The sequence below is a fragment of the Leucobacter komagatae genome (assembly GCF_006716085.1).
In the GTDB taxonomy this organism is placed as follows: domain Bacteria; phylum Actinomycetota; class Actinomycetes; order Actinomycetales; family Microbacteriaceae; genus Leucobacter; species Leucobacter komagatae.
The window spans coordinates 185455-205544 of the sequence record NZ_VFON01000001.1; the positions used below are offsets into that span (position 1 = coordinate 185455).

A 20090-nucleotide genomic window follows, 5' to 3' on the forward strand; every position below is an offset into this window, starting at 1 on the left:
GTGGGTGCAATTCAGCATGCCAGCGGGGCGAGTTTCTCGCTATGTGGCTGGTTGCCATGATGGAATCTTGGATGTGTATGCTTGCCACATGATCGATGCTGATTCGTCGCCGCTTCTCGCGGTACTCACCGCGCTCGAATCGAACGGACCGGGCGAACTCTTCGAGCGCGAGCTCGACGCCGCTTCCGTCGCTCGAGCGCTCACGCCCGGGGAAGCGGAGCTGCTGCGGCGCATCGATGCGAACCTCGTGCGGGGTAGGCGGCGTGAGAGCCTGCTGCGGGTGCTGCTCGAAACCACGACCGACCTCGTCGCGATCACTGACTTCGACGCGATGCTGCAGGCAATCGTTCGACGCACACGCATGCTGCTTGGGAGCGACATGGCGTACATCAGCCTGAACGACTATGACGCTCGCGAAACCTTTGTGCACACGACCGATGGCGTGGCAACCGAGGCGTACCGCAACATTCGAATGGAGCTCGGCTCGGGCGTGCTTGGAAAGATTGCGGCGGGAACGGGGTCGGCTCAGGCGCTCGACTACATCGGTGACCCCGACATCATCCACGTCGCTGAGATCGACCAGACCGTCGAGCTCGAGGGCGTCCGATCGATCATGGGCGCGCCCCTACTCCGCGACGGCGTGCTGCTCGGAGCGCTGCTCGTTGCCGAGCGCTATCAGCGGCGGTACACGGCTGAGGAGGTGTGGCTTGTCGAGTCGATGAGCGCCCTCGCCTGCGTCGCGCTCTCGAACGCGCGGCTGATTGGCGACATGAAGGCCGCGTTGGCTGAGCGCGACCGCTTTCAGGGGCGCTTGGAGGTCGAACGGAGCCGGCTCGCGAACGAACAGGAGTTCGAGCGCGCCCTCGTGGACTGCGCCGTGAGCGACGACCCGTACGGGCGGCTGCTGACGATCTTGCGCGAGCAGCGCGGCGGCGGCATCTGGCTGCTCGACGACATCGGCCGACCGCTCCGCGGGGACGGCCCGCTACCCCTCGGCGAGGCCGCGGTCGAGAAGGCGCTCACCCGCGCCAGGTTGAGCGGGGATGTCGAGGTACTGGCCGACGCGGCGGGCGAGCGGCTCTCGCTGCTCTCGGTTGGGGCAGCCGCGCGCAGTCTTGGCGGGATCCTCGTCTCGGGGGAGGCCACGGATGACGCGGAGCGGGTGCTGCGCCGTTCCGGGGTGATGCTCAGCGTCATGCGGCTCATGGACGAGAGCAGTCGCGAGGAGAGCGTGAAGGCGCAAAGTGAGCTCGTCCACTCCCTCCTGCTGCCCGAGGCCAGCTTCGAACCGGTCGCGCTGCAGCGCGCCGCGCGATTCGGGCTCGCCCCCGGCGACGAAGTCCACGTGCATGTTGTCGCGGCCGACAACAGCGCGGCGCTCGTCGCCGACGCGCTGCGCGCGCATCTTGGGGGGACGGGGGTCGTCGCGGAGTACGCGGGCCACGCGGTCGTGCTGCGCGCTGACAACGTCGGTGAGCAGCTCGTGCAGGCGCTCGCGCGGAAGCAGATCGCGGCGACTGTCGGCGTCGAGCGCGCGGCCGAGCTCGTGGGGTCGCTCAGCGACGCGCATCGCGCGGCCGCTGCAACGCTCTCCGCGATGATCGCACTCGAGCTTGTTGGGCAGGCGGCGACGAGTGCTGAACTCGGCACCGTTGGCATGCTCATGACATCGGCGAGCCCGGCGCAGGTGCGCTCGATCGTGGCAGTAGAGCTCGCGCCCGTGCTCGACTACGATGCCGCGCGAGGAACTGAGCTCGTCGAGACGCTGTGGGTGTTCTTCGGGAGCGACCGCCACCAGGCGCGCACCGCGCAGCTGCTCCACGTGCACCCGAACACGCTACGCCAGCGCCTTGAACGGGTGGGGGCGCTGCTCGGCGACGACTGGCAGTCGGCGAGGCGCAGCTCGATGATCTTTCTCGCGCTGCAGCTCCATCGCCTACGCGAGTCGGTCGACGAGCGCTGACGCCGCCGCCTCGGTGGCGCGCGCGAGCTCGGGGTCGAGAGCGAGCCTGGTGCGACGCTCGAGGAGGTCTGCGGCGGTGTCCGCGCCCTCCGCGAGAATTCCGAAGGCCAGCTCGGCGAGCGTGACCCCTGCGCCGGGCGCGACCTCCTCTGCGAGCTCCGGGTCTGCCGCCGCGAGATCTGCCACGCGCTCGGCCTCCCAGCCGTAGACACGGGCGAGCCTGCGGGCGACCTCGCGGTCAGGGTCGGCGCCCGGCCAGCGTGCGGCGGCGACCCGAGCCGACGCGGTCCCTGCCGCACCCGGTGAAGGGCGCTCGCGGGCCGACACCGCGGCCCGGGCCCCCGGCTCGGTTCCCGGTGAGCCCAAGAGCGGCACACGCTTGGTGACTGCCGGCCGGTGCCGCGGATCCTCCCCGAACCTCCGCACGGCGGCGTCGACCGCGTCTTCGGCCATGCGGCGGTACACGGTGAGCTTGCCGCCCGTCACCGTGATCGGGGCGCCGGGGGTATCGAGCACCAGGTGCTGGCGCGATACCGCGGCCGATGGCCGCTCGGCGCCGTGCCCGCGCGGGACGGCCCGGATGAGGGGTCTGAGCCCCGAGAACGCGCCGAGCACGTCGGCGCGGGTGAGCGGCACGGCGAGCGACTCGCTCGCGGTGCGCAGCAGGAAGTCGATGTCGCCCTCGGGCACGCCCGGCTCGTAGCCGTCGGCGCCTGGCGCAGGCTCGTCAGTGAGCCCGAGGTAGCAGAGCCCGTTCTCCTGTGGCAGCACGAACACGTACCTGCCGAAGTGACCGGGCACGGGGGCCGTGACGACGGCGCGCGGGTCACCAAACACCGACGCGCGAAACACGAGGTGCGTCCCCCTGCTCGGGGCGAGGTCGACGCCCGGAGCGAGATCGCCCGCCCACACCCCGGTCGCGTTGACGACCGCGCGTGCGCGGAGCCGCGTGCCATCCGCAAGCCAGGCCTCGCGATCGGTTGCGCGCACCACCCGCTGCCCAGTGACGACGCGGGCGCCGTGGCGCGCTGCGGTGCGCGCGAGCGCAACGACGAGGCGGGCGTCGTCCTCCACGGTGCCGTCCCAGTACACCAGGCCGCCCCGAAGCCCGCGCTCGCGAAGCGTTGGCGCAAGGAGTCGCGCCTCGCGCGCGCTCACCCGCTTCGGCCGCGGGAGCACCCGCGCGGGCATGCCGCTCAGGGAACGCAGGCCGTCGGCGATGCGCACCCCGGTTTCCGTGAGCGCGTCGCCGAGCCAGCCGTCGAGCGGGCCGCGCGGGGCCGACTGCTCGGGGCCGTGCGCGAACCTCGGCACGAGGAACGCGCGAGGGCGAACGAGGTGCGGCGCGATCCTGCGCATGAGCGCCTCGCGCTCGACGGCGGACTCCCACGCGAGCCCAACGTCGCCCTGTGCGAGGTAGCGCAGGCCCCCGTGCACGAGCTTGGAACTGAACCCGCTCGTGCCGCTCGCCAGGTCGCGCGCCTCAACGAGCGCGACCGAGAGCCCCCGCGTTGCGGCGTCGAGGGCGACGCCCGCGCCGGTGACCCCGCCGCCGATAACGAGCACGTCAACCTCGTGCTCGGTGATGTGCGCGAGCGCGCTGGCGCGACGTGCCCGGTTCAGGTCTCCTGGGAGTGCGTCGAACATGTCGCCCCGTTTCTGGCCGGGCGCACCCGACCGGTTGTTTACGCGATCGTGGCAGGTGAGGTTGGCGGGTCCACGGGCTCTGGGAGGCCCGCGCCGAGCGCGGCGAGCGCGAGGCCCGTGAGCTCGCTCGTGCTGCGCGCGAAGGCCTCGCCCGAGAGGAGCGGGGCGCCGAGGGCGACACCGCGCACGAGCAGCAGCAGGGTGAGGCTCGACGGCGCGGGCTCCGAGATCGAGCAGTCGGCGAGGCCCTCCCGCCGCAGCTCCTCGATCGCGTCGAGCACGAGCTCCTGGCTGCGGCCCAGCCTGCCGCTGAGGTACGGCTCGATGAGATCCGGCTGCTGCGCAAGCACGGAGGCGATGAGCTCGGAATCGACGAACGAGCGCGCGGCCGCCCCCAGGAACGTCGCGAGCCGGGTCGCCCCGGTGCTGACGTCGAGCGGCGGGAGGGCGGCCCGCAGGGTCGCTACGGCGCGCCCAAACTCGCGGGTGAGCGCGAGCAGGATCGCGTTGTCCATGCTGCCCATCGCGCGGTACAGCGTCATGCGCGAGATCCCGGCCGCGTCGGCGACGTCCTGAGCGGTGAGCTTGCGGGGCCCGTAGCGGCGAAGCCCTGCGGAAACGGCGTCGAGGATCGCCTCGTCACGCGCGATGACCGAAGAACTCCTGTGACTATGTGCGCTCATGTGTCACACTGTAACGTATGGCTGCTGATATTACCGAGAGCGTTCCCGTATCGCCGTGGTGGGGCTGGGCGCCCCCAACCCCCGGCGGGGCGCTGAGCGACGGCACCCTCGCCGTCCTCGCCGAGCGCCTCGGGGTCGACGCCGCAGCCGCCCGCCGCCCCGGGGTGCTCGACACCCCGCCCGCCGAACCGCCGGGAGAGAGCGACCTCACCCCGCCAGCGCTCTCGGGTGAGGCGCTTGCCGCGCTCGCCGCAGCGGTTCCAGCCGGTGCCGTCGCGCAGGACCCCGCGACTCGCGTCGCTCACGCCGCTGGCAAGCACACGCCTGACCTCCTCTGGCAGCGAGCCGGAACGCCGCTCGCGCTGCCCGACGCCGTCGTGCGCCCGGGCACTCGCGCCGAGATTCCGGCCGTGCTCGCCGCGTGCGTCGCGCACGGCGTCGCCGTCGTGCCGTTCGGCGGCGGGTCAAGTGTCGTCGGGGGAGTGACGCCGCTCGCGGGCGACCACCACGCGGTCATCGCACTCGACCTCACCGGGCTGAGCGCGCTCCTCGACCTCAACGAGCGCGACCGCACCGCGACGTTTGAGGCGGGAGTGCGCGGGCCCGAGCTCGAGCGCGCGCTCGCCGAGCGGGGCTACACGCTCGGGCACATCCCGCAATCGCACCAGCAGGCCACCCTCGGCGGGTACGCCGCGACGCGTTCGGCGGGGCAGGCCTCGACCGGCTACGGCGCGATCGCAGAGCTCATCACCGCGATCCGGCTCGAAACGCCCACCGGCCCGCTCGCCCTCGGCGGGCACGCTCCCGCCTCGGCGGCCGGCCCCGACCTGCGCCACGTCGTGATCGGCAGCGAGGGCACGCTCGGCGTGATCACCGAGATGACCGTCGCGATTACGCGGAAGCCCACCGCGAAAGCCTATGGAGCGTGGGCGTTCCCCTCGTTTGAGGCGGGCGCCGAGGCGATCCGTGCGCTCGCGCAAGACGGCGCGGCCGGCGACGCCCCCGACGTCTGCCGCCTGAGCGATGAGGAAGAGACCGAGCTCACGCTCGCGCAGAGCGGCGGCCGCCCGGTCGAGCTGCTCAGGCGCTGGCTGCGCTCGCGCGGCATCGAAACCCCCGCGCTGCTTCTCGGCGTGTGGGAAGGGTCGGGCTCGGAGCCCAAGGACAGGTTCAAGCGGGCGCGGCGCATCCTCCGCGCGCACGGCGCCGTCTCCGCGACGAGCGCGCCGGCCGCAGCGTGGGATCGTGGCCGGTTCAGCTCGCCCCGCCTCCGCGATGAGCTGCTCACGATCGGCGTGCTCGTCGACACGCTTGAGACCGCCGCGACGTGGACGAACCTCGCGGCAACCCACGAGGCGGTCGCGACGGCGATCCGCGGGGCGCTCGCGTCTGGGCCGGGCGGCGACGCCCCGAGCGCCGTGCAGGGGCACGTGTCGCACCTGTACCGCACCGGAGCGTCGCTCTATTACACGTTCATCGCGAGGGCCGAGGCCGACCCGATCGCGCAGTACGAGCGCGTGAAGCGGGCCGCGAACGAGGCGATCGTCGCCTCGGGCGCGACCATCACCCACCACCACGCCGTCGGAACCGAGCACGCCGCGCAGTTGCCCGCCGAGATCGGGGAACAGGGCGTGCGCATCCTCCGCGCCGTGAAGCGCGAGCTCGACCCGACGGGCATCATGAACCCCGGAAAGCTGATCTGACTCGCCGAGGCGAGAGAGAGCGAGACACCATGGCAAACGCAACGACGCGACCGCGAGTTATCCCGGGAGCGACAGTGCTCATCACGGGCGCCGCCCGCGGCATGGGGGAGCTGTACGCGCGCCGCGCCGCGCGCGAGGGCGCCGCGAAGATCGCGCTGTGGGACCTCGACGCTGAACGGGCCGAGGCGCTCGCGACGGAGCTCGCGAGCGCGCGCGGTCGCTCGGCGGCGCCCGAGGTGCGCGTCTACGTCGTGGACGTGTCGGATCGCGAGGCCGTGGCCGAAGCCGCCGCCCTCGTGCGTGACGAGCTCGGCGACCCCGACGTCGTCGTCAACAACGCTGGCATCGTGCGCGGCGCACTGTTCTGGGAACACGACGCCGAGCGCGACATCGAGCTCACGATGCGCGTCAACGCGCTCGCGCCGATGTGGATCGCGCGCGAGTTTCTCCCCGCGATGATCGCGGATCGGACGCGGCCGAAGCGCATCTTGAACATCGCCTCGGCCGCGGGCACGCTCGCGAACCCCCGCATGAGCGTCTACGCCTCGTCGAAGTGGGCGATGATCGGCTGGAGCGAGTCGCTCAGGCTCGAGCTCACGCGAACCGACAACGCGCACGTCGCTGTCACGACGTTCTGCCCGAGCTACATCTCGACCGGCATGTTTGCCGGTGCGCGGGGGCCGCTGCTCACTCCCATCATGCGCCCGCAGCAGGCCGTGCAGGCGGCGTGGACCGGGATGCTCAAGGGCACCCCGATGGTGCTGCGGCCCTGGACGGTGAAGCTCGCGATGGCGATGCGCGGCATCCTGCCGACCAGGGTCTGGGACGTGCTCGGCGACCGCGTGTTCAAGGTCTACTCGTCGATGGATCGCTTCACCGGCCGCACTGACTAGCGCGCCGGCGCGCTAGCGCAATGCGGCGACGACCGCGTCCGGCCGTGACACCGCGAAGTAGTGTCCGAGGTCGGGAAACTCGGTGAGCGTCGCGTCGGTGAGCTTGGCCGCAGCCCAGCGGGCGACGTCAATCGGCACGTTCCCATCGACCGTGCCGTGCAGCAGTGTCACGGGCTGCCGTACGTCGGCGAGCGGGAAGCGTGTTCGGGTGAGCCGCAGATCTTCGACTGCGGGGCGCGCGCCCTGCGCCGCGCTCGCTTCTCTGTCGTGCGAGAGAACCGCCTGCACGTCGGCATCGGCCATCACTGCCCTGTCCGCGGCGGGCCAGGCGTCGACGTTTGCCGCGCGGGTGGTGCGGAACGGCCCGCGCCCGTCGAGCATTGCCGTAGCGAGTCCCGGCGCAATCCGCGCGATTGCGTAGAGGATTGCCACGATCCGAATTCGACCGCGTGTCGCCTGCCGCGGCGCCCCGGGGACGGCGCCGCACGCGAGCACGACGCGAGAAATCCGCGCGGGCGCGCTGCGAGCGAGTTCGAGCGCGTAGCCCGCGCCCCCGGAAAACCCGAGTGCGACCGCTGTCGTGATGCCGAGTTCGTCGAGAACGGCGAGCGCATCATCGGTACAGTCGCCGCCGAAGCCACCCGACGTGAGCGCAGGGGAAGTTGAGCCGACTCCGGGCCTGTCGAGCGCGATGAGGCGGAGCCCTGCGGCGAACAGTGATGCGTGTAGCGGGAGCAGCTGAAACCGTGAGCCGGGGGAACCGTGCGCGGCGATAACGGGGGAGCCCGCGGGGTCGCCAAACTCGGTGAACGCCACGGTACGGGTTCCACGGGTGAGGGTGCGTGTGGGTGGGGCCCACGTACTATCTGTCTGCATGCGTGCCTCCGTTGGCGCTGCGCGGTGTGCTGGTGTGGGGCGCCTGAGAGCGGCCCGAGCCGGCAAGGCCGGCGAGGATGAAGCCGAGGCCGGTGGCGAATCGGCGTTCGCTGTCGTGGTGCTCGGCAAACACCGAGACCTCGCGGTGCCGAGGGTCAACCATGAGGAGTTCAAGCTCGCCCCTGCCGAGCCTGATCGCGACGTGGCCCGTCACAAAGTCGTGCACCGCCGCGTAGCCGTACGCCGCCTCCTCCGCGGAGAGCCCGCCCTGACGGAGTGCGGCGACCACACGATGAGCGACGTCGTTGGCCCCGGGCGTATCGAGGGCGGCTTTGCGGTGAGCTTCGAGCACAAGGGGGTGCCGCATGAGCAGGTCGCGGAGGCCGAAGGCGAACGTCTCAACGGTTGCGATCCAGTCGTGTTCTGGCCACGCTGTCGCCGAAACCGCCTCTTCGACGAGCTCGGCGATGAGGGCGTGCCTGAGTGCGTCGATGCCGCCGGTTGCGCGGTGGATCGACATTGCTGACACGTTGAGCGCTTCGCCGAGTGTGCGGAATGACACGGCTTCGAGGCCGGCGTCGTCGGCGATGCGGGCAGCTGTGGCGTGAATTTCGGCGATGGAGACTGCTGGCGGGCGACCCGGTCTTGCGCCGGAGGAGGAATGGGCTACCATGATCCCACAATACCGTTACGCGTAACGAAAAGGAATCATGAATCCGCTTGAAGAACTCACGGGGTTAGAACTCGCCGCGGCGTTTCGGCGCCGCGAGCTCGGTGTCGAGGAGATGACCGACCTTGCGATCAGTCGCGCTGAGCAGCTCGAGCCGGTCGTCGGCGCGTTCACGACGCTCGCGCACTCGCGCGCTCACGGTGCGGCACGCGCGGCGCAGCGCATTGTTGACGCGGGCGATGGCGGCCCACTCACAGGCGTGCCCACTGCGATCAAAGACCTCGAACCGACCGCTGGCGTGCTGACGACGTTGGGTTCGGCCAGCTACCGAGACTGGATCCCTGACTTCGATGACACCGTCGTGAGAGCTATCGACGATGCCGGGCTCGTCTGGATTGGTAAGACCACCGTCCCAGAGTTCGGCGCTGCCTGCTACACCGAGCCCGAGGTGGCGGCCCCGAGTCGGTCGCCACACGCGCTCGAGCGCTCGGCAGCAGGCTCAAGCGGCGGGGCGGCCGCTGCGGTTGCTGCCCGAATCGTTCCCGTCGCGCAGGGCAGCGATACTGCAGGGTCGCTGCGGTCGCCCGCGAGTGCCTGCGGCGTGGTGGGGCTCAAACCCAGTCGCGGGCTGTTGACGGGCGGCCTTGCCGGCTCAGACGGCTTCGGGCTCTCAACGAAGGGCCCGATCGGGCTGACCGTTCGCGATACTGCCGCGCTGCTTGACGTGTTGGCGAGCGCGCCACCCGTCGGCACCGTTCATCCGGCCGTGCGTGGAGGGTTTCTTGCCGCGTGCGACGACCAGCCGGGCGGGCTGCGCATCGCCGTCGCCACAGAATCCGTGTCGGGCGGTGACGTCGACCCGCTCGTCGCCGCGGCCTGCGAAGAAACGGGCCGCCAGCTTGCAAGCCTTGGTCACAGCGTCACTGCTATGACGCAGCCAACCGACCTCGAATTCGTCGACGCGTTCACCGCGCTGTTCAGTGCACTGGCCGGGGCAAAACCTGTGCCAGCTGGCAAGGAAGTCATGCTTCGCCCCATCGTTCGCCACCTTCGCGAGCGTGCGGCGAAGACCGACAGTGCAACTCTCGGAGCGGCGCTCATGCGGGTGCAAGCCGCGGCAGGGGCTTGGGCAGGCCGGTTCGGCGCCGCCGACATTGTGGTGCAGCCAACGATTACGCAGCTGCCGGCGGTCGTGGGCTCGCTCCGCAACGACCACGACCCTGCCGCAGAGCTCGCAGCGATGACGGCGTTCACGGGCAACACGGTGCTCGCGAACGCCACGGGCTTCCCTGCCATTAGCTTGCCGCTCGGCTGGACCGACGGCGGGGTACCAATCGGTGTCACCCTCACAGCGAAGTGGGGCATGGACAGCCTGCTGTTCGCGGTCAGCGCTCAGCTCGAAGCCGCGGTGCCCTGGCGGTGGCGACGGCCCATCGGGCTGCCGTAAGCAACCCGGGCCCGATCCGCCCACAGATTCTCCATCATTCACCACTCAACGACGCAAGGACGCACATGCACCCTCCAGCCGACAACGAAGTCGCACACACCACCTTGAGTGATTCACGCCCCACCCCCAGCTCGCGAGGTTCAAGCGGTGCGGGACGCACCCTGGCGCTCACTGGCCTTGCCCTCATCGTGCTCGCAGCTGCGTCGCTTGAAGGGTTTGTGCTGCCCGTGCTGCCGCAGTTGCAGCGCGACTTTGGTGTCGAGGCGGCGACGGGCGCGCTCGCGAGCGTCGTGCCAACGGTGATTACGGTCATCGTTACGCCGCTTGCGGGGCGGCTCGCCGACGTGTATGGCGCAAACAAGACCCTCGCTTGGCTCGTCGGCATTGTGATCTCCGGTGGCCTGATCTCGGCCTTCGGCCCGACCTTTCCGTGGTTCATCGCCGGCCAGGCGCTCCAAGGGTTCGCGCTCGGCATCATTCCCGTCGGGTTCGTGGCGCTTCGACGGCTGTTCAACGCTGAACAGGTGAAGACCGCGTCGGGCGTGTTGGTCTCAATGAGCATCGCCGGGGCCGGGCTCGGCGTGCTCATCGCCGGGCCGATCATTGACTCTTCCTCGCGCGCCGTGCTGTACGCGGTGCCGACCGGGCTCGTCGCGCTTGGCGGGGCTGCGTACTATGCGGCTGAGCGCGGAAGCGCAAGGGCAGTGCGGCCCGCCCCTCGCTCGGTGAGCGGGGGTGCAGGCCCGACTCGTGTGGATTGGCTCGGGGCCGGCGTGTTTGCCGCCGCGCTTCTTGTGCTCGTGGTCGCCCTATCGAGCACGTCGGCACTCGGGTGGGCATCGCCCGTCACGCTCGGGTACCTCGTCGCTGCGTCGCTCCTGATCGCGCTGTGGGTGTGGATCGAATCGCGTGTCGCGGAGCCGATGGTTGACGTGACCACACTGCGCTCACGCTCGGTCGGCGGAGCGGTGGCTGTCGGCATCGCCATCGGCGCGGGGTACGCTCCGCTTGTTTTCCTGATCCCGCAGCTCATCGGCCAACCCGTCGAGAGCGGCTACGGGCTCGGCGCAACCGCGACCGAGACTGGATATTTTCTCACCGCGGCCTACGTGGCGGGCGTGGTCGCATCGGTGCTTGCCGGGAGGCTTGCGGCGCGGGCTTCCGCTCAAATCCTCGGGGCCGTTGCGATGCTGCTGCTTGCCGCAGGGGCGTTGCTCGGAGCGGTCGGAGCGTCGCCGGGTCTCGTCGTTGGCTCGCTCGTGCTTGCTGGTCTGGGTGCGGCGGCGGCGTCGACCGTCGTATACTCGGCCGCGGCTGTAGGCGCGAGCGAGCATGAGGTCGGCGTCTCGACCGCGCTCATCACCATTGCCCGCGCGATTGGCGGCGCATTTGCCACGCAGATCGTCGCTTCGATGCTTTCGGGCGCCGCAGGGATACCCGAATTCTCGTCATTCCGAGCCGGCTTCCTGGTCGCCGCGGGGCTCGCCGTTGCGGGGGTTATTGCGGCAGCGCTTCTGCTTCCCCGCGGCCGAGGAACGGCGTAGTGCCAGCGGTTCCGGTTGCCGAAGGCTCCGACGCCACGAGCAGGAACGGCGCCGCATCGTCCGAGAGCGCTGGATTGACGCAGAAGGGTTCGAAGAGCGCGAAGAACTCGCCCGGGTCGACGGCCTCCTCTGGGGTCACGACGCCCCGGGCCTTCACGCTTCCGCGCGCGATGAGCTGCAGCCCGAGCGCGGCGGGGATAGCCGTCGCGCCCGCCATGCCTCCGTCGGGAAACCGGGTGAGCTCGGCCGAGACGTGCGTCTCGATGCCCGCCCGGAGCCCGCTTGCCCACGCCCAGAGGCCCGGGGCCCGGCGTGACCGCCGCACATACGGGGCGGCGTCCGCGGGCTTCTCGAAACCCGCCTCAACCGCGCGCGCCGCGTCCTCCTGCGTCATCTCGCCGCTGTCGACTCGGGCAGCGACCGCCCGGATCGCGTCGAACACCCACCCGGGGCCGATCCCGAGGTTTTCGCTCACGCTCAGGCCCGGGAACGTGCGCGGGAGCGTCACGGGCTCGGGGTGGCCGATGAGCCGGGCCTCGAGAGGCCCGTACCCGGGGTAGGGAACCGTGCGCTGCTGCAGCGGCGCGACGAGCCGCGCCTCGCCGTCTCTGTGTACGCGCACCGTGCCCGTGGTCTGGTGGATGAAGTGCATCGTTGCCGCGTTCGGCGGCCCGCCGGGAGCCGGGGCGTCGAGCGTGCCGATCGGCCAGCCCGTGAGCAGCTCGCGGGGCTCGTCGAGCTCGCGCGCTGCGCGGGCGGCGAGCAGGTTTGAGACGCCGGGGCTCGCGCCCATCCCGATAAGCGCAGTGACGCCTGCCGCGGCCGCGGCCTCGCTGTGTTCGAGCGCGGTGAGGGTCGGCTCCCAGTCATCGTTGATGTCGACGTAGTGGCAGCCCGCGGCGATCGCTGCGGTGAGTGTGAGCTCGCCAAAGGTGGTGAACGGGCCGAGCGCGCTGAGCACGCCCCAGGCCCCGTCGAGCGCCGCGTCAAGGTCGTCGGTGAGCACGTTGAGTGCGACGCCCCGAACGTGGGGCGCGACCTCGGCGACCCGCGAGGCCGCGGCGCCGTCGAGGTCGGCGGCGATGATCTCCGTGAACTCGGGCATCGCCGCGAGCGAGGCGACGGCGGCTCGACCCATCGCGCCCGCGGCCCCGAGCACGACGACGCGGCGCGCTCGCGCGGGCGGGGTTGCGGGGAGTGGGCTTGGGGTTGGCGTGGGGTGCGTCGTTGCGCCCGATCCTGACTTAACGTTCATTCAGGCAGGCTAGGGGTGACCCTGCACCCGTGTCAACAGGGCGGCGCTACGCGCCCGCCGGCCGGGCTCCGACGATGCGCTCCACGATGCGCCAATGGGTCTCGATGAGGCGCTCGTCGTCGGGCGTGCTCAGCTGGCCGGCCCAGCCGGGGAGGTTCTCGATAATGCCGACGATCGCGTGGGTCGCCACGGTCGCACTCGGCGCGTCGAACACCCCCGACGCGATGCCTGCGCGGATCGGTTCGCGGATCGTATTGAAGACCTCGACCTCGAGCGCCTTGAGCTCATCGTGGGCGGCAGGCGAGAGGTTCTTGAACAGGTGGCCGGGGGCGTAGAGCGACGAGTAGGCCGTGACGTCATCGACCTCGTTGACCTGCGTGCTCACATACATCCGCACGAGGGCGGCGAGCTGATCCCGCGGGTCGTCGCCTGCGCCACTGATCGCCTCGGTGGCCGCGGCGAGGAAGCGCGTGAGTGTGCTGTGGATGACGGCGTGCAGCAGGTCGCCCTTCGACTCGAAGTGCCAGTACAGCGCGGGGGCCGAGACCTGCACCGCGGTTGCGATCTGCTTCACCGAGGTGGCGGCGTAGCCCTGCTCGGAGAACAGCTTGCCAGCCGCGCGCACGATGCGTTCGCGCGTGAAGTCTGGGGTGGCGCCTCCCGGGGGGTGGGACGCTTCGGCTGCGGAGCGTGTGGTGTTCGCTCTCGTTTGGGTGCTGGTCATTGCAATCCGATCCGCTCGGGGCGACGCGCTTGACACGGCGCCCGGGTGTAAGTAATCATAGCTGACACGCCTGAATGAACGTTAAGTCAGGCAAGCAAAATCCCTCAACGACGAAGGAAAAGGCACCGATGAGCGCAATTGACGTGCGAAACGTGAGCGTGAGCTACGGCCAGGTCCAAGCCCTGCACAGCGTGAACCTCGAGGTTCACGCGCGTGAGTTTCTCACCGTGCTTGGCCCGAGCGGTTCGGGCAAGTCGACGCTGCTCGGCGTTGTCTCCGGCCTCATGGAGCCGAGCTCAGGCCGCATCGAGGTTGGTGGGCGTGACATCACCGCGCTTCCGACCCACCAGCGAAAGATGGGCCTCGTCTTTCAGAACTACGCGCTCTTCCCGACGATGTCGGTCGCCCACAACGTCGCGTTCGGGCTGAAAGTGCGCGGCGAGAAGCGCGAGGTCATCGACGCAGAGGTCGAGCGGGCGCTCGCGATGGTGCGGCTCGAAGGCTACGGCGGCCGGCGCGTCCAGGCGCTCTCGGGCGGCCAGCAGCAGCGCGTCGCGCTCGCCCGCGCAATCGTGATCAACCCGACAGTTCTGCTGCTCGACGAACCGCTCGGCGCGCTCGACCGAAAACTGCGGCAGGAGGTGCAGGTCGAGCTTCGCGAGCTCCAGCGCTCACTCGGTATCACGACGGTCATGGTCACCCACGACCAGGAGGAAGCGCTCACGCTCTCAGACCGGATCGCGATCGTGAACAACGGCAGGATCGAGCAGATCGGCACGCCCGACGAGCTCTACGCGCGGCCCGTGTCATCATTCGTCGCAAACTTCCTCGGCACCTCGAACGAGGTGCGGGGCACCATCGACCGCACAGGCGGGAGCGCACGATTCACTGACGGTGCCCTGAGCTTTGAGTGCGGTGAACCCGCCTTCGCAGGAAGCGAAGCGATCGCGACGATCCGACCCGAGGCGATCCGCGTCGACCCGGCGGCGGGCGCCTTTGCTGCCGCGGGGGATGGGATCGCCGCGAGCATTCGTGATGCGATCTACCTCGGCGGCGTGACCCGCTACCACCTCGCGCTTGAGTCCGGCCACGAGTGGGTCGCGCTCTCACGACCAGACCACCCACCCATCGGACGCGGCGAACACGTCGTACTTACGTGGCCGCCAGAAGCAGTGTGGCTTCTCGACCCCACCCCAGCAGGAGGAAACCAATGAAACTCACCCGAATCGCGGGCCTCGGCCTCGCCGCGACACTCGCCCTCACCGCCGTCGGCTGCAGCTCTCCGGGCTCGGGCGGGGGAGGGGACGGCGACGTACCCGCTTCGATCACGATGGTCGAGTCGGGCGGCACGAGCGGCGAATCCATCAAGGAGGCGTACGGGGTGCCCTTCACCAAGGCAACCGGCGTGAAACTCGTGCAAGAGACGCCGACCGACCTCGGCAAGCTCGAGGCGATGGTGAAGTCGGGCAACGTCACCGCCGACCTGCTCGAGCTTGGCGGGGCGAGCGTGCAGATGGCGATCGAACGCGACCTCATCGAAAAGCTCGACTGGGACGACATCGACCCCGACCCGATGAACCCCGAGTCGAAGCTCGAGTACGCCTTCGGCTACCAGACGTTCGCCCTCTACATGGGGGCCCGTGCTGACGCGAAGCCCGTGACGACCTGGGCCGAGTTCTTCGATACCGACAGGCAGCCGGGTAAGCGCGCGATCCCCGCGTACTCCACCTACGCCCTGCCCATCGCGCTGCTCGCCGACGGCGTGAAGCCAGAGGACCTGTACCCGCTTGACGTCGACCGGGCCCTCGCGTTCCTCGAGACCGTCGCCGACGACCTGCTGCTCTGGGAGGCCGCGTCGCAGACGCCGCAGATGCTCGAATCAAACGAGGCGGTCTACGCCGCGACGTGGGACAACGTGCGTGTCGCCGACGGCTTCCAGGTGAGCTACGACAACGCCGTGCGCGAGATGTCGTTCTTCGTGATTCCGAAGGGCGCGAAGCACGTGAAGCAGGCGAACCAGCTGCTCCACGAAATGAGCAAGGTCGAGAACCAGGCCGTGTCTGCAGAGCTCCTGCCGATCGCGGGCCCGAGCCCCGACCTCATGAGCAAGCTCAGCCCCGAGATCGTCGCCGAAATGCCGGCCGCTCCCGAGTTCGCCGACACACAGGCGACCTACGACTACCAGTGGTGGGCTGACAACGCAGCGGAGGTCGGCGAGCGCTGGGCCGCCTTCAAACTCGAGAAGCTCGGATGACCACAACCCTCATTCCCACGCGCGCCCCCTCTGGCCGGTCTCGTACCGGCCGGGCGGGCCGCGGGGAGCGGCTCGCCTTCATCACCCCGGTGTTCCTGCTGCTCCTCGTCGGGTTCGTCGCGCCACTCGCGCTGCTCATTCCGCAGAGCTTCACGGACGCTTCGGGGTTCACGCTGGGCGCCTACGAGCGCTTCTTTACCCGCAGCATCTACCTTGAGGTCATCGGCAACACGGCGCGAATCGCCGGGCTCACCGCCCTCTTCTCGATCCTTGCCGGGTACCCGCTCGCGCTCTGGATCAGCAGGCTCGGCTCCCGCGGAAGGATCATCGCAATCGTTGCGGTCGTGCTGCCGTTCTGGGTGAGTATCCTCGTGCGCACCTACAGCTGGACGGTGCTGCTCGGCAAGGAGGGTGTCATCAACTCGGCGCTCTTGAAGCTCGGGCTCATTACCGAACCGCTGTCGCTTCTCTACACCGACGTGGGGGTGCTCATCGGCACGGTCAACCTCCTCGCACCGTTCCTGATCCTGCCCCTCATCGCAACCATGAGCGGCATTGACCCGCGTCTCGGCCAGGCGGCCCGCAGCCTCGGCGCCTCACCGACGCAAGCGTTCTGGCGGGTCTTCTTCCCGCAGACCGTGCCCACGCTCGTCGCGACGTCGTTCCTCGTGTTCGTGCTCGGCTTCGGGTTTTACATCACCCCCGCCATCCTCGGCGGTGGCCGCGTGCAGATGCTGCCGACGGTGCTCTCCGGGCTCATCAACACGTCGCCCGACTGGGCACTCGCCGCCGCGATCTCGATCGTGCTGCTCGTGGGGGCTGGCCTCATCGGGCTGCTCGCCAAACTCGTCACCCGGAGGACCAAATGATCGCCCGCTTCGGTCTCGCCCTCTGGTCGGTGCTCGTGCTCGTCTGGCTCGTTGCGCCCGTCGCAATCGTCGTGCCGATGTCGTTTTCGGCGGGCACGGGCGTCTCGTTCCCGCCGCAGGGGTTCTCCCTGCAGTGGTACGAGCGGCTCTTTACTGACGAGTCGTGGCTCGAGGCGCTGCGCACCTCGGCCGTCGTCGCCCTCAGCTCGAGCCTGCTCGCGGTCATCGCCGGCACGCTGCTCGCGCACACCGTCGCGCGCAGGCCGGGCCGCCTGTCGAACGCGCTGCGCTCGCTCTCCATGGGCCCGATGGTCGTGCCGACGATCGTGCTCTCGGTCGCGATCTACCTGCTGTGGGCAGCGATCGGGATCATCGGAACCCTGCCGGGCCTGATCATTGCCCATGCGACGGTCGCGCTGCCGTTCGTGCTCATGATCATGGTGAACGCCGTGGGCGCGGTCGACCCGCGCATCGAGCAGGCGGCCGCGAGCCTCGGGGCGAACCGCCCGACCGTGCTGCTGCGCGTGCTGCTTCCGACCCTGCTGCCGCACCTCGCGGTCGCGTGGCTGTTCGCGTTCATCGTGAGCTTCGACGAGGTCGTCATCTCGTCGTTCATCGCGGGTGCCAACACGACGGTGCCGGTCAAGATGTTCACCACGCTGCGCAACCAGATCGACCCGACGATCACCGCGATCTCGACGCTGCTCATCGTCGCAACGATTGCGGCCGGCCTCATCGCCGCCGCCGTGCTCAAGCGCCGACTGCTGTCGGTTGTCGGCGCCAGCAACTAACTCAGCCACTTCGAAAGAGCTCTCATGCAATTCAACCTCTCGTCAATGCTCAGCAACTCGGCGCGGCGCAACCCGACCAACGCGTTCCTTGTCACCAGCGAGACGCGCCACACCTTCGCGGAGATGGAGGCACGTGCCGGCCACGCCGCAACGGTGCTGGCTCGGCACGGGATCAGGCTCGGTGACCGCGTCATCCTGCGGCTCCCGAACCGCATCGACTTCGTTCCCTACTACTACGGCCTACTTAGGCTCGGTGCCGTCGTCGTGCCCGTGAACCCCGGCCTGAGCGCACGTGAGGTCGACGTCATCTCTGAGGAGGCCGGGGTGCGCTTCGCGGTCGTCGAAGACGAAGACGCGGTCGAACTGCCCACCTCGGTCGTGCGGCTCAACCTCGGCGCGCTCCTCGCCGAGGAGGCCACCTGCGACGAGACAACCCCCGCCGCCCTCGTCGACGGCGACGACACCGCGCTCGTCATCTTCACGAGCGGCACGACGGGCCGCCCGAAGGGCGCAGAGCTCGGGCACCAGCAGCTCTTCCTCACCGCGCTCCTCGAGGGTGACGAGTTCGGTATCACCTCGGAAGACGTGACGCTCGGTGTTCTCCCGCTCTTCCACGTGTACGGGCTCTCCGGGATCCTGCACTCGGCGACGCTGCGCGCGCAAGCGATTTACCTCATGGACGCCTACTCGACGGCCGCGGTCTTCGACGCGATCGAGCACCACGGTGTTTCCGTGCTCATTGGCGTGCCGACCATGTACCACGCGATGGTCACCGGCGACCGCGCCGGCCGCGACCTCTCGCGCGCACGGATCGCGGTGAGCGGGGGTGCGCCGATGCCGAGCGAGACGATCCGCGCCCTCGACGGCTTGTTCCCCGGAATCACCTACCTTGAGGGCTACGGCATGACGGAGACGTGCTCATCGGGAACGGTCAACGGTGGGCCCTACCCGTTCCGTGAAGGGTCGATCGGCCGGCCGCTGTGGGGTATCGAACTCGCGGTCGTTGACGCCTCCGAGACGCAGCTGCCACTCGGCCCCGAGCACGTCGGCGAGCTCGTCATGCGCGGCCACAACGTCATGAAGGGCTACCTCGACGCCCCCGAGGCGACGCGTGAGACGCTGTGCGACGGTTGGATGCACACGGGCGACCTCGCCTGGATCGACGACGACGGCTACGTCTACATCGTCGGCCGGGCGAAAGAGCTCATCATTCGCGGCGGCTTCAACGTCTACCCCCGCGAAGTGGAGGAGGTGCTGCGCCTCCACGACGCCGTCATCGACGCCGCTGTCGTCGGTAGGCCAGACCCGCACCACGGCGAGGAGGTCGTCGCTTTCGTCGTCGCGGGCCCAGACGGCATCGACGCCGCCGCGCTCATCGCGTTCAGCAGCGAACGCCTCGCAGCATTCAAATACCCAAGAGAGGTCATCACCATGGACGCACTCCCTCAGGGGGCCACCGGAAAGATCGATAAGCAGCGCCTCGTGACGCTCGCGACCGAGGCATGGCAGGGGGTGCGCTCGTGAGTGGCGGCCGCGTACTTGTCATCGGTGGTGTCGGCCAGATCGGCAGGCACGCCGTGCGGCTCCTCGGCACCTTTCCGGAAGTGCAGAGCGTAACCATCGGCGACGTCGACACGACCCGGGCCGAACTCCTCGCCGCCGAGCTCGGCGACCGGGGGAGCATGGTGCGCCTCGACGCCACCGACCGGGCGCAGCTTGACCTAGCACTGGCCGAGTCTGACCTCGTGCTCAACGCGCTCGGGCCCTTCAACCGCTTCGGGCTCCCGATCCTCACCGCCGCGATCGAGAACGGCGTGCCGTACGTCGACATCTGCGACGACTGGGAAGCGACGGAGTTATTCCTTGCGCTCGACCACCACGCGCGAGCCGCCGGGGTCACGGCTATCATCGGCGCGGGCCTGAGCCCGGGCATCACCAACCTCCTCGCCGTGCTCGCCGCGCGCGGGTACGAATCCGTCGACAGGCTCCTCACCTCGTGGTCGCTCTCGGGGGCCTCCGTCGAATTCGAAGAGGCCTACGACGGGCACCGCCCGCCAGGCTCAGCGGCCATGTACCACTGGATCGAGCAGGCGACCGGCACGATCCGAGTCTGGCGCGACGGCGCACTCGCCGACGTACCGCCGCTCGAGCGCCTCGTCGTGCGCTACCCCGAGCTCGGGGAGGCACCCGTGCACACCCTGGGGCACCCCGAACCCATCACGCTGCCACCCGTCATCGGCGGGGTGCGCGAATCGCTCAACGTCATGACGGGCCCCGAGTGGGTCTTCGACGCGCTTCGCGACACCGCAGACCGGGTGAACTCGGGCGAACTCACCATCGCTGGTGGGGTCGAACGGATGGCGAACAACACCCCACCCGAGACCCGCGAGGAGCGGCTCAGGCTGCCCAGCGTCTGGGCGATGGCCGAGGGGTCGAAAGACGGGCGCAAGGTCGCGACGGCCGTGCGGATGGCGGCGCTGCCCGCGCACCGAATGGGCGGCTCCACTGGATACCCCGCCGCGATCGCCGCGCTCCTCGTGCTCCGCGGTGACATCACTGAGACGGGCGTACTCCCACCCGAACGCGCCATTCACCCGGAGCGGTTCTTCGCCGAGCTCGGTCGCGTCACGACCCCCGCGGTTGCTTCGGTAGACGACCTCGTGATCATCGAGGAGGAAGCGCTCGCGTAGGTCTGGGGCTTGCCGTCCACGCCGCGCCACCCCTGAGCGACCTCGGGGTGCACGTGGCACCTGGGTACCACGCGGTTCATA

At 69.7% G+C, this 20090-nt stretch carries 17 protein-coding genes; 11 read left to right on the top strand and 6 right to left on the bottom strand.

Annotation, left to right across the window (positions count from 1 at the left end; translation table 11 throughout):
* The first annotated feature begins 88 nt into the window (after positions 1–88).
* Positions 89–1963, top strand: coding sequence for a helix-turn-helix domain-containing protein (locus FB468_RS00840; RefSeq protein ID WP_170219596.1), 1875 nt, complete (start codon positions 89–91; stop codon positions 1961–1963).
* Here FB468_RS00840 and FB468_RS00845 read toward each other — a convergent pair.
* Both FB468_RS00845 and FB468_RS00850 read right to left on the bottom strand, forming a co-directional pair.
* Positions 1937–3610, bottom strand: a complete 1674-nt coding sequence (locus tag FB468_RS00845) for a glycerol-3-phosphate dehydrogenase/oxidase (protein WP_141885681.1) — start codon at positions 3608–3610, stop codon at positions 1937–1939. The two genes, FB468_RS00840 and FB468_RS00845, sit on opposite strands and share 27 nt — an antisense overlap.
* Before the next feature lie 38 nt (positions 3611–3648).
* Positions 3649–4293: a TetR/AcrR family transcriptional regulator gene (locus FB468_RS00850; RefSeq protein ID WP_141885682.1), complete on the bottom strand. Its 645-nt coding sequence runs from the start codon at positions 4291–4293 to the stop codon at positions 3649–3651.
* 17 nt (positions 4294–4310) lie between these two features.
* Between FB468_RS00850 and FB468_RS00855 the strand changes: the two genes are divergently transcribed.
* On the top strand, positions 4311–5996 hold the full coding sequence (locus FB468_RS00855; protein WP_141885683.1) for an FAD-binding oxidoreductase: 1686 nt from the start codon (positions 4311–4313) through the stop codon (positions 5994–5996).
* Between the two features lie 29 nt (positions 5997–6025).
* Positions 6026–6889 carry an SDR family NAD(P)-dependent oxidoreductase gene (locus FB468_RS00860; RefSeq protein ID WP_141885684.1) on the top strand — a complete coding sequence of 288 codons (864 nt, stop codon included), beginning with the start codon at positions 6026–6028 and terminating at the stop codon, positions 6887–6889.
* A gap of 12 nt (positions 6890–6901) precedes the next feature.
* Here FB468_RS00860 and FB468_RS00865 read toward each other — a convergent pair whose 3' ends face one another.
* Entirely contained in the window at positions 6902–7765 is an 864-nt protein-coding gene (locus FB468_RS00865; protein WP_141885685.1) for an alpha/beta fold hydrolase, read from the bottom strand.
* Positions 7752–8438: a TetR/AcrR family transcriptional regulator gene (locus FB468_RS00870; RefSeq protein ID WP_141885686.1), complete on the bottom strand. Its 687-nt coding sequence runs from the start codon at positions 8436–8438 to the stop codon at positions 7752–7754. Before FB468_RS00870 ends, FB468_RS00865 begins: the two co-directional genes overlap by 14 nt.
* A 37-nt stretch (positions 8439–8475) precedes the next feature.
* On the opposite strand from FB468_RS00870, the gene FB468_RS00875 reads away from it, so the two are divergent.
* Both FB468_RS00875 and FB468_RS00880 read left to right on the top strand, forming a co-directional pair.
* Positions 8476–9882, top strand: a complete 1407-nt coding sequence (locus FB468_RS00875) for an amidase (RefSeq protein ID WP_141885687.1) — start codon at positions 8476–8478, stop codon at positions 9880–9882.
* 104 nt (positions 9883–9986) lie between these two features.
* The gene (locus tag FB468_RS00880; RefSeq protein WP_170219597.1) at positions 9987–11426 is read left to right on the top strand and encodes an MFS transporter; all 1440 of its coding nucleotides are present in this window, start codon (positions 9987–9989) and stop codon (positions 11424–11426) included.
* Here FB468_RS00880 and FB468_RS00885 read toward each other — a convergent pair.
* Together FB468_RS00885 and FB468_RS00890 are read right to left on the bottom strand one after the other, a co-directional pair.
* A complete protein-coding gene (locus tag FB468_RS00885; RefSeq protein WP_141885689.1) occupies positions 11380–12681 on the bottom strand; it encodes a saccharopine dehydrogenase family protein in 1302 nt (433 codons plus the stop codon). The genes FB468_RS00880 and FB468_RS00885 overlap by 47 nt on opposite strands.
* Before the next feature lie 46 nt (positions 12682–12727).
* Positions 12728–13405, bottom strand: coding sequence for a TetR/AcrR family transcriptional regulator (locus FB468_RS00890; protein ID WP_141885690.1), 678 nt, complete (start codon positions 13403–13405; stop codon positions 12728–12730).
* 128 nt (positions 13406–13533) lie between these two features.
* On the opposite strand from FB468_RS00890, the gene FB468_RS00895 reads away from it, so the two are divergent.
* Genes FB468_RS00895 through FB468_RS00920 form a run of 6 tightly spaced genes read left to right on the top strand, consistent with a single transcriptional unit; the run spans position 13534 to position 20009 of the window.
* On the top strand, positions 13534–14619 hold the full coding sequence (locus FB468_RS00895; RefSeq protein ID WP_141885691.1) for an ABC transporter ATP-binding protein: 1086 nt from the start codon (positions 13534–13536) through the stop codon (positions 14617–14619).
* A complete protein-coding gene (locus FB468_RS00900; protein ID WP_141885692.1) occupies positions 14616–15659 on the top strand; it encodes an extracellular solute-binding protein in 1044 nt (347 codons plus the stop codon). Before FB468_RS00895 ends, FB468_RS00900 begins: the two co-directional genes overlap by 4 nt.
* Positions 15656–16528, top strand: a complete 873-nt coding sequence (locus FB468_RS00905; RefSeq protein WP_141885693.1) for an ABC transporter permease — start codon at positions 15656–15658, stop codon at positions 16526–16528. The genes FB468_RS00900 and FB468_RS00905 overlap by 4 nt, the downstream gene beginning before the upstream one ends.
* Positions 16525–17319: an ABC transporter permease gene (locus FB468_RS00910; protein WP_141885694.1), complete on the top strand. Its 795-nt coding sequence runs from the start codon at positions 16525–16527 to the stop codon at positions 17317–17319. The genes FB468_RS00905 and FB468_RS00910 overlap by 4 nt, the downstream gene beginning before the upstream one ends.
* A gap of 24 nt (positions 17320–17343) precedes the next feature.
* Positions 17344–18843 (top strand): class I adenylate-forming enzyme family protein, encoded by a 1500-nt coding sequence (locus tag FB468_RS00915; protein WP_141885695.1) that lies wholly within the window; start codon positions 17344–17346, stop codon positions 18841–18843.
* Positions 18822–20009 (top strand): saccharopine dehydrogenase family protein, encoded by a 1188-nt coding sequence (locus tag FB468_RS00920; RefSeq protein ID WP_141885696.1) that lies wholly within the window; start codon positions 18822–18824, stop codon positions 20007–20009. Before FB468_RS00915 ends, FB468_RS00920 begins: the two co-directional genes overlap by 22 nt.
* Positions 20010–20090 lie beyond the last annotated feature (81 nt).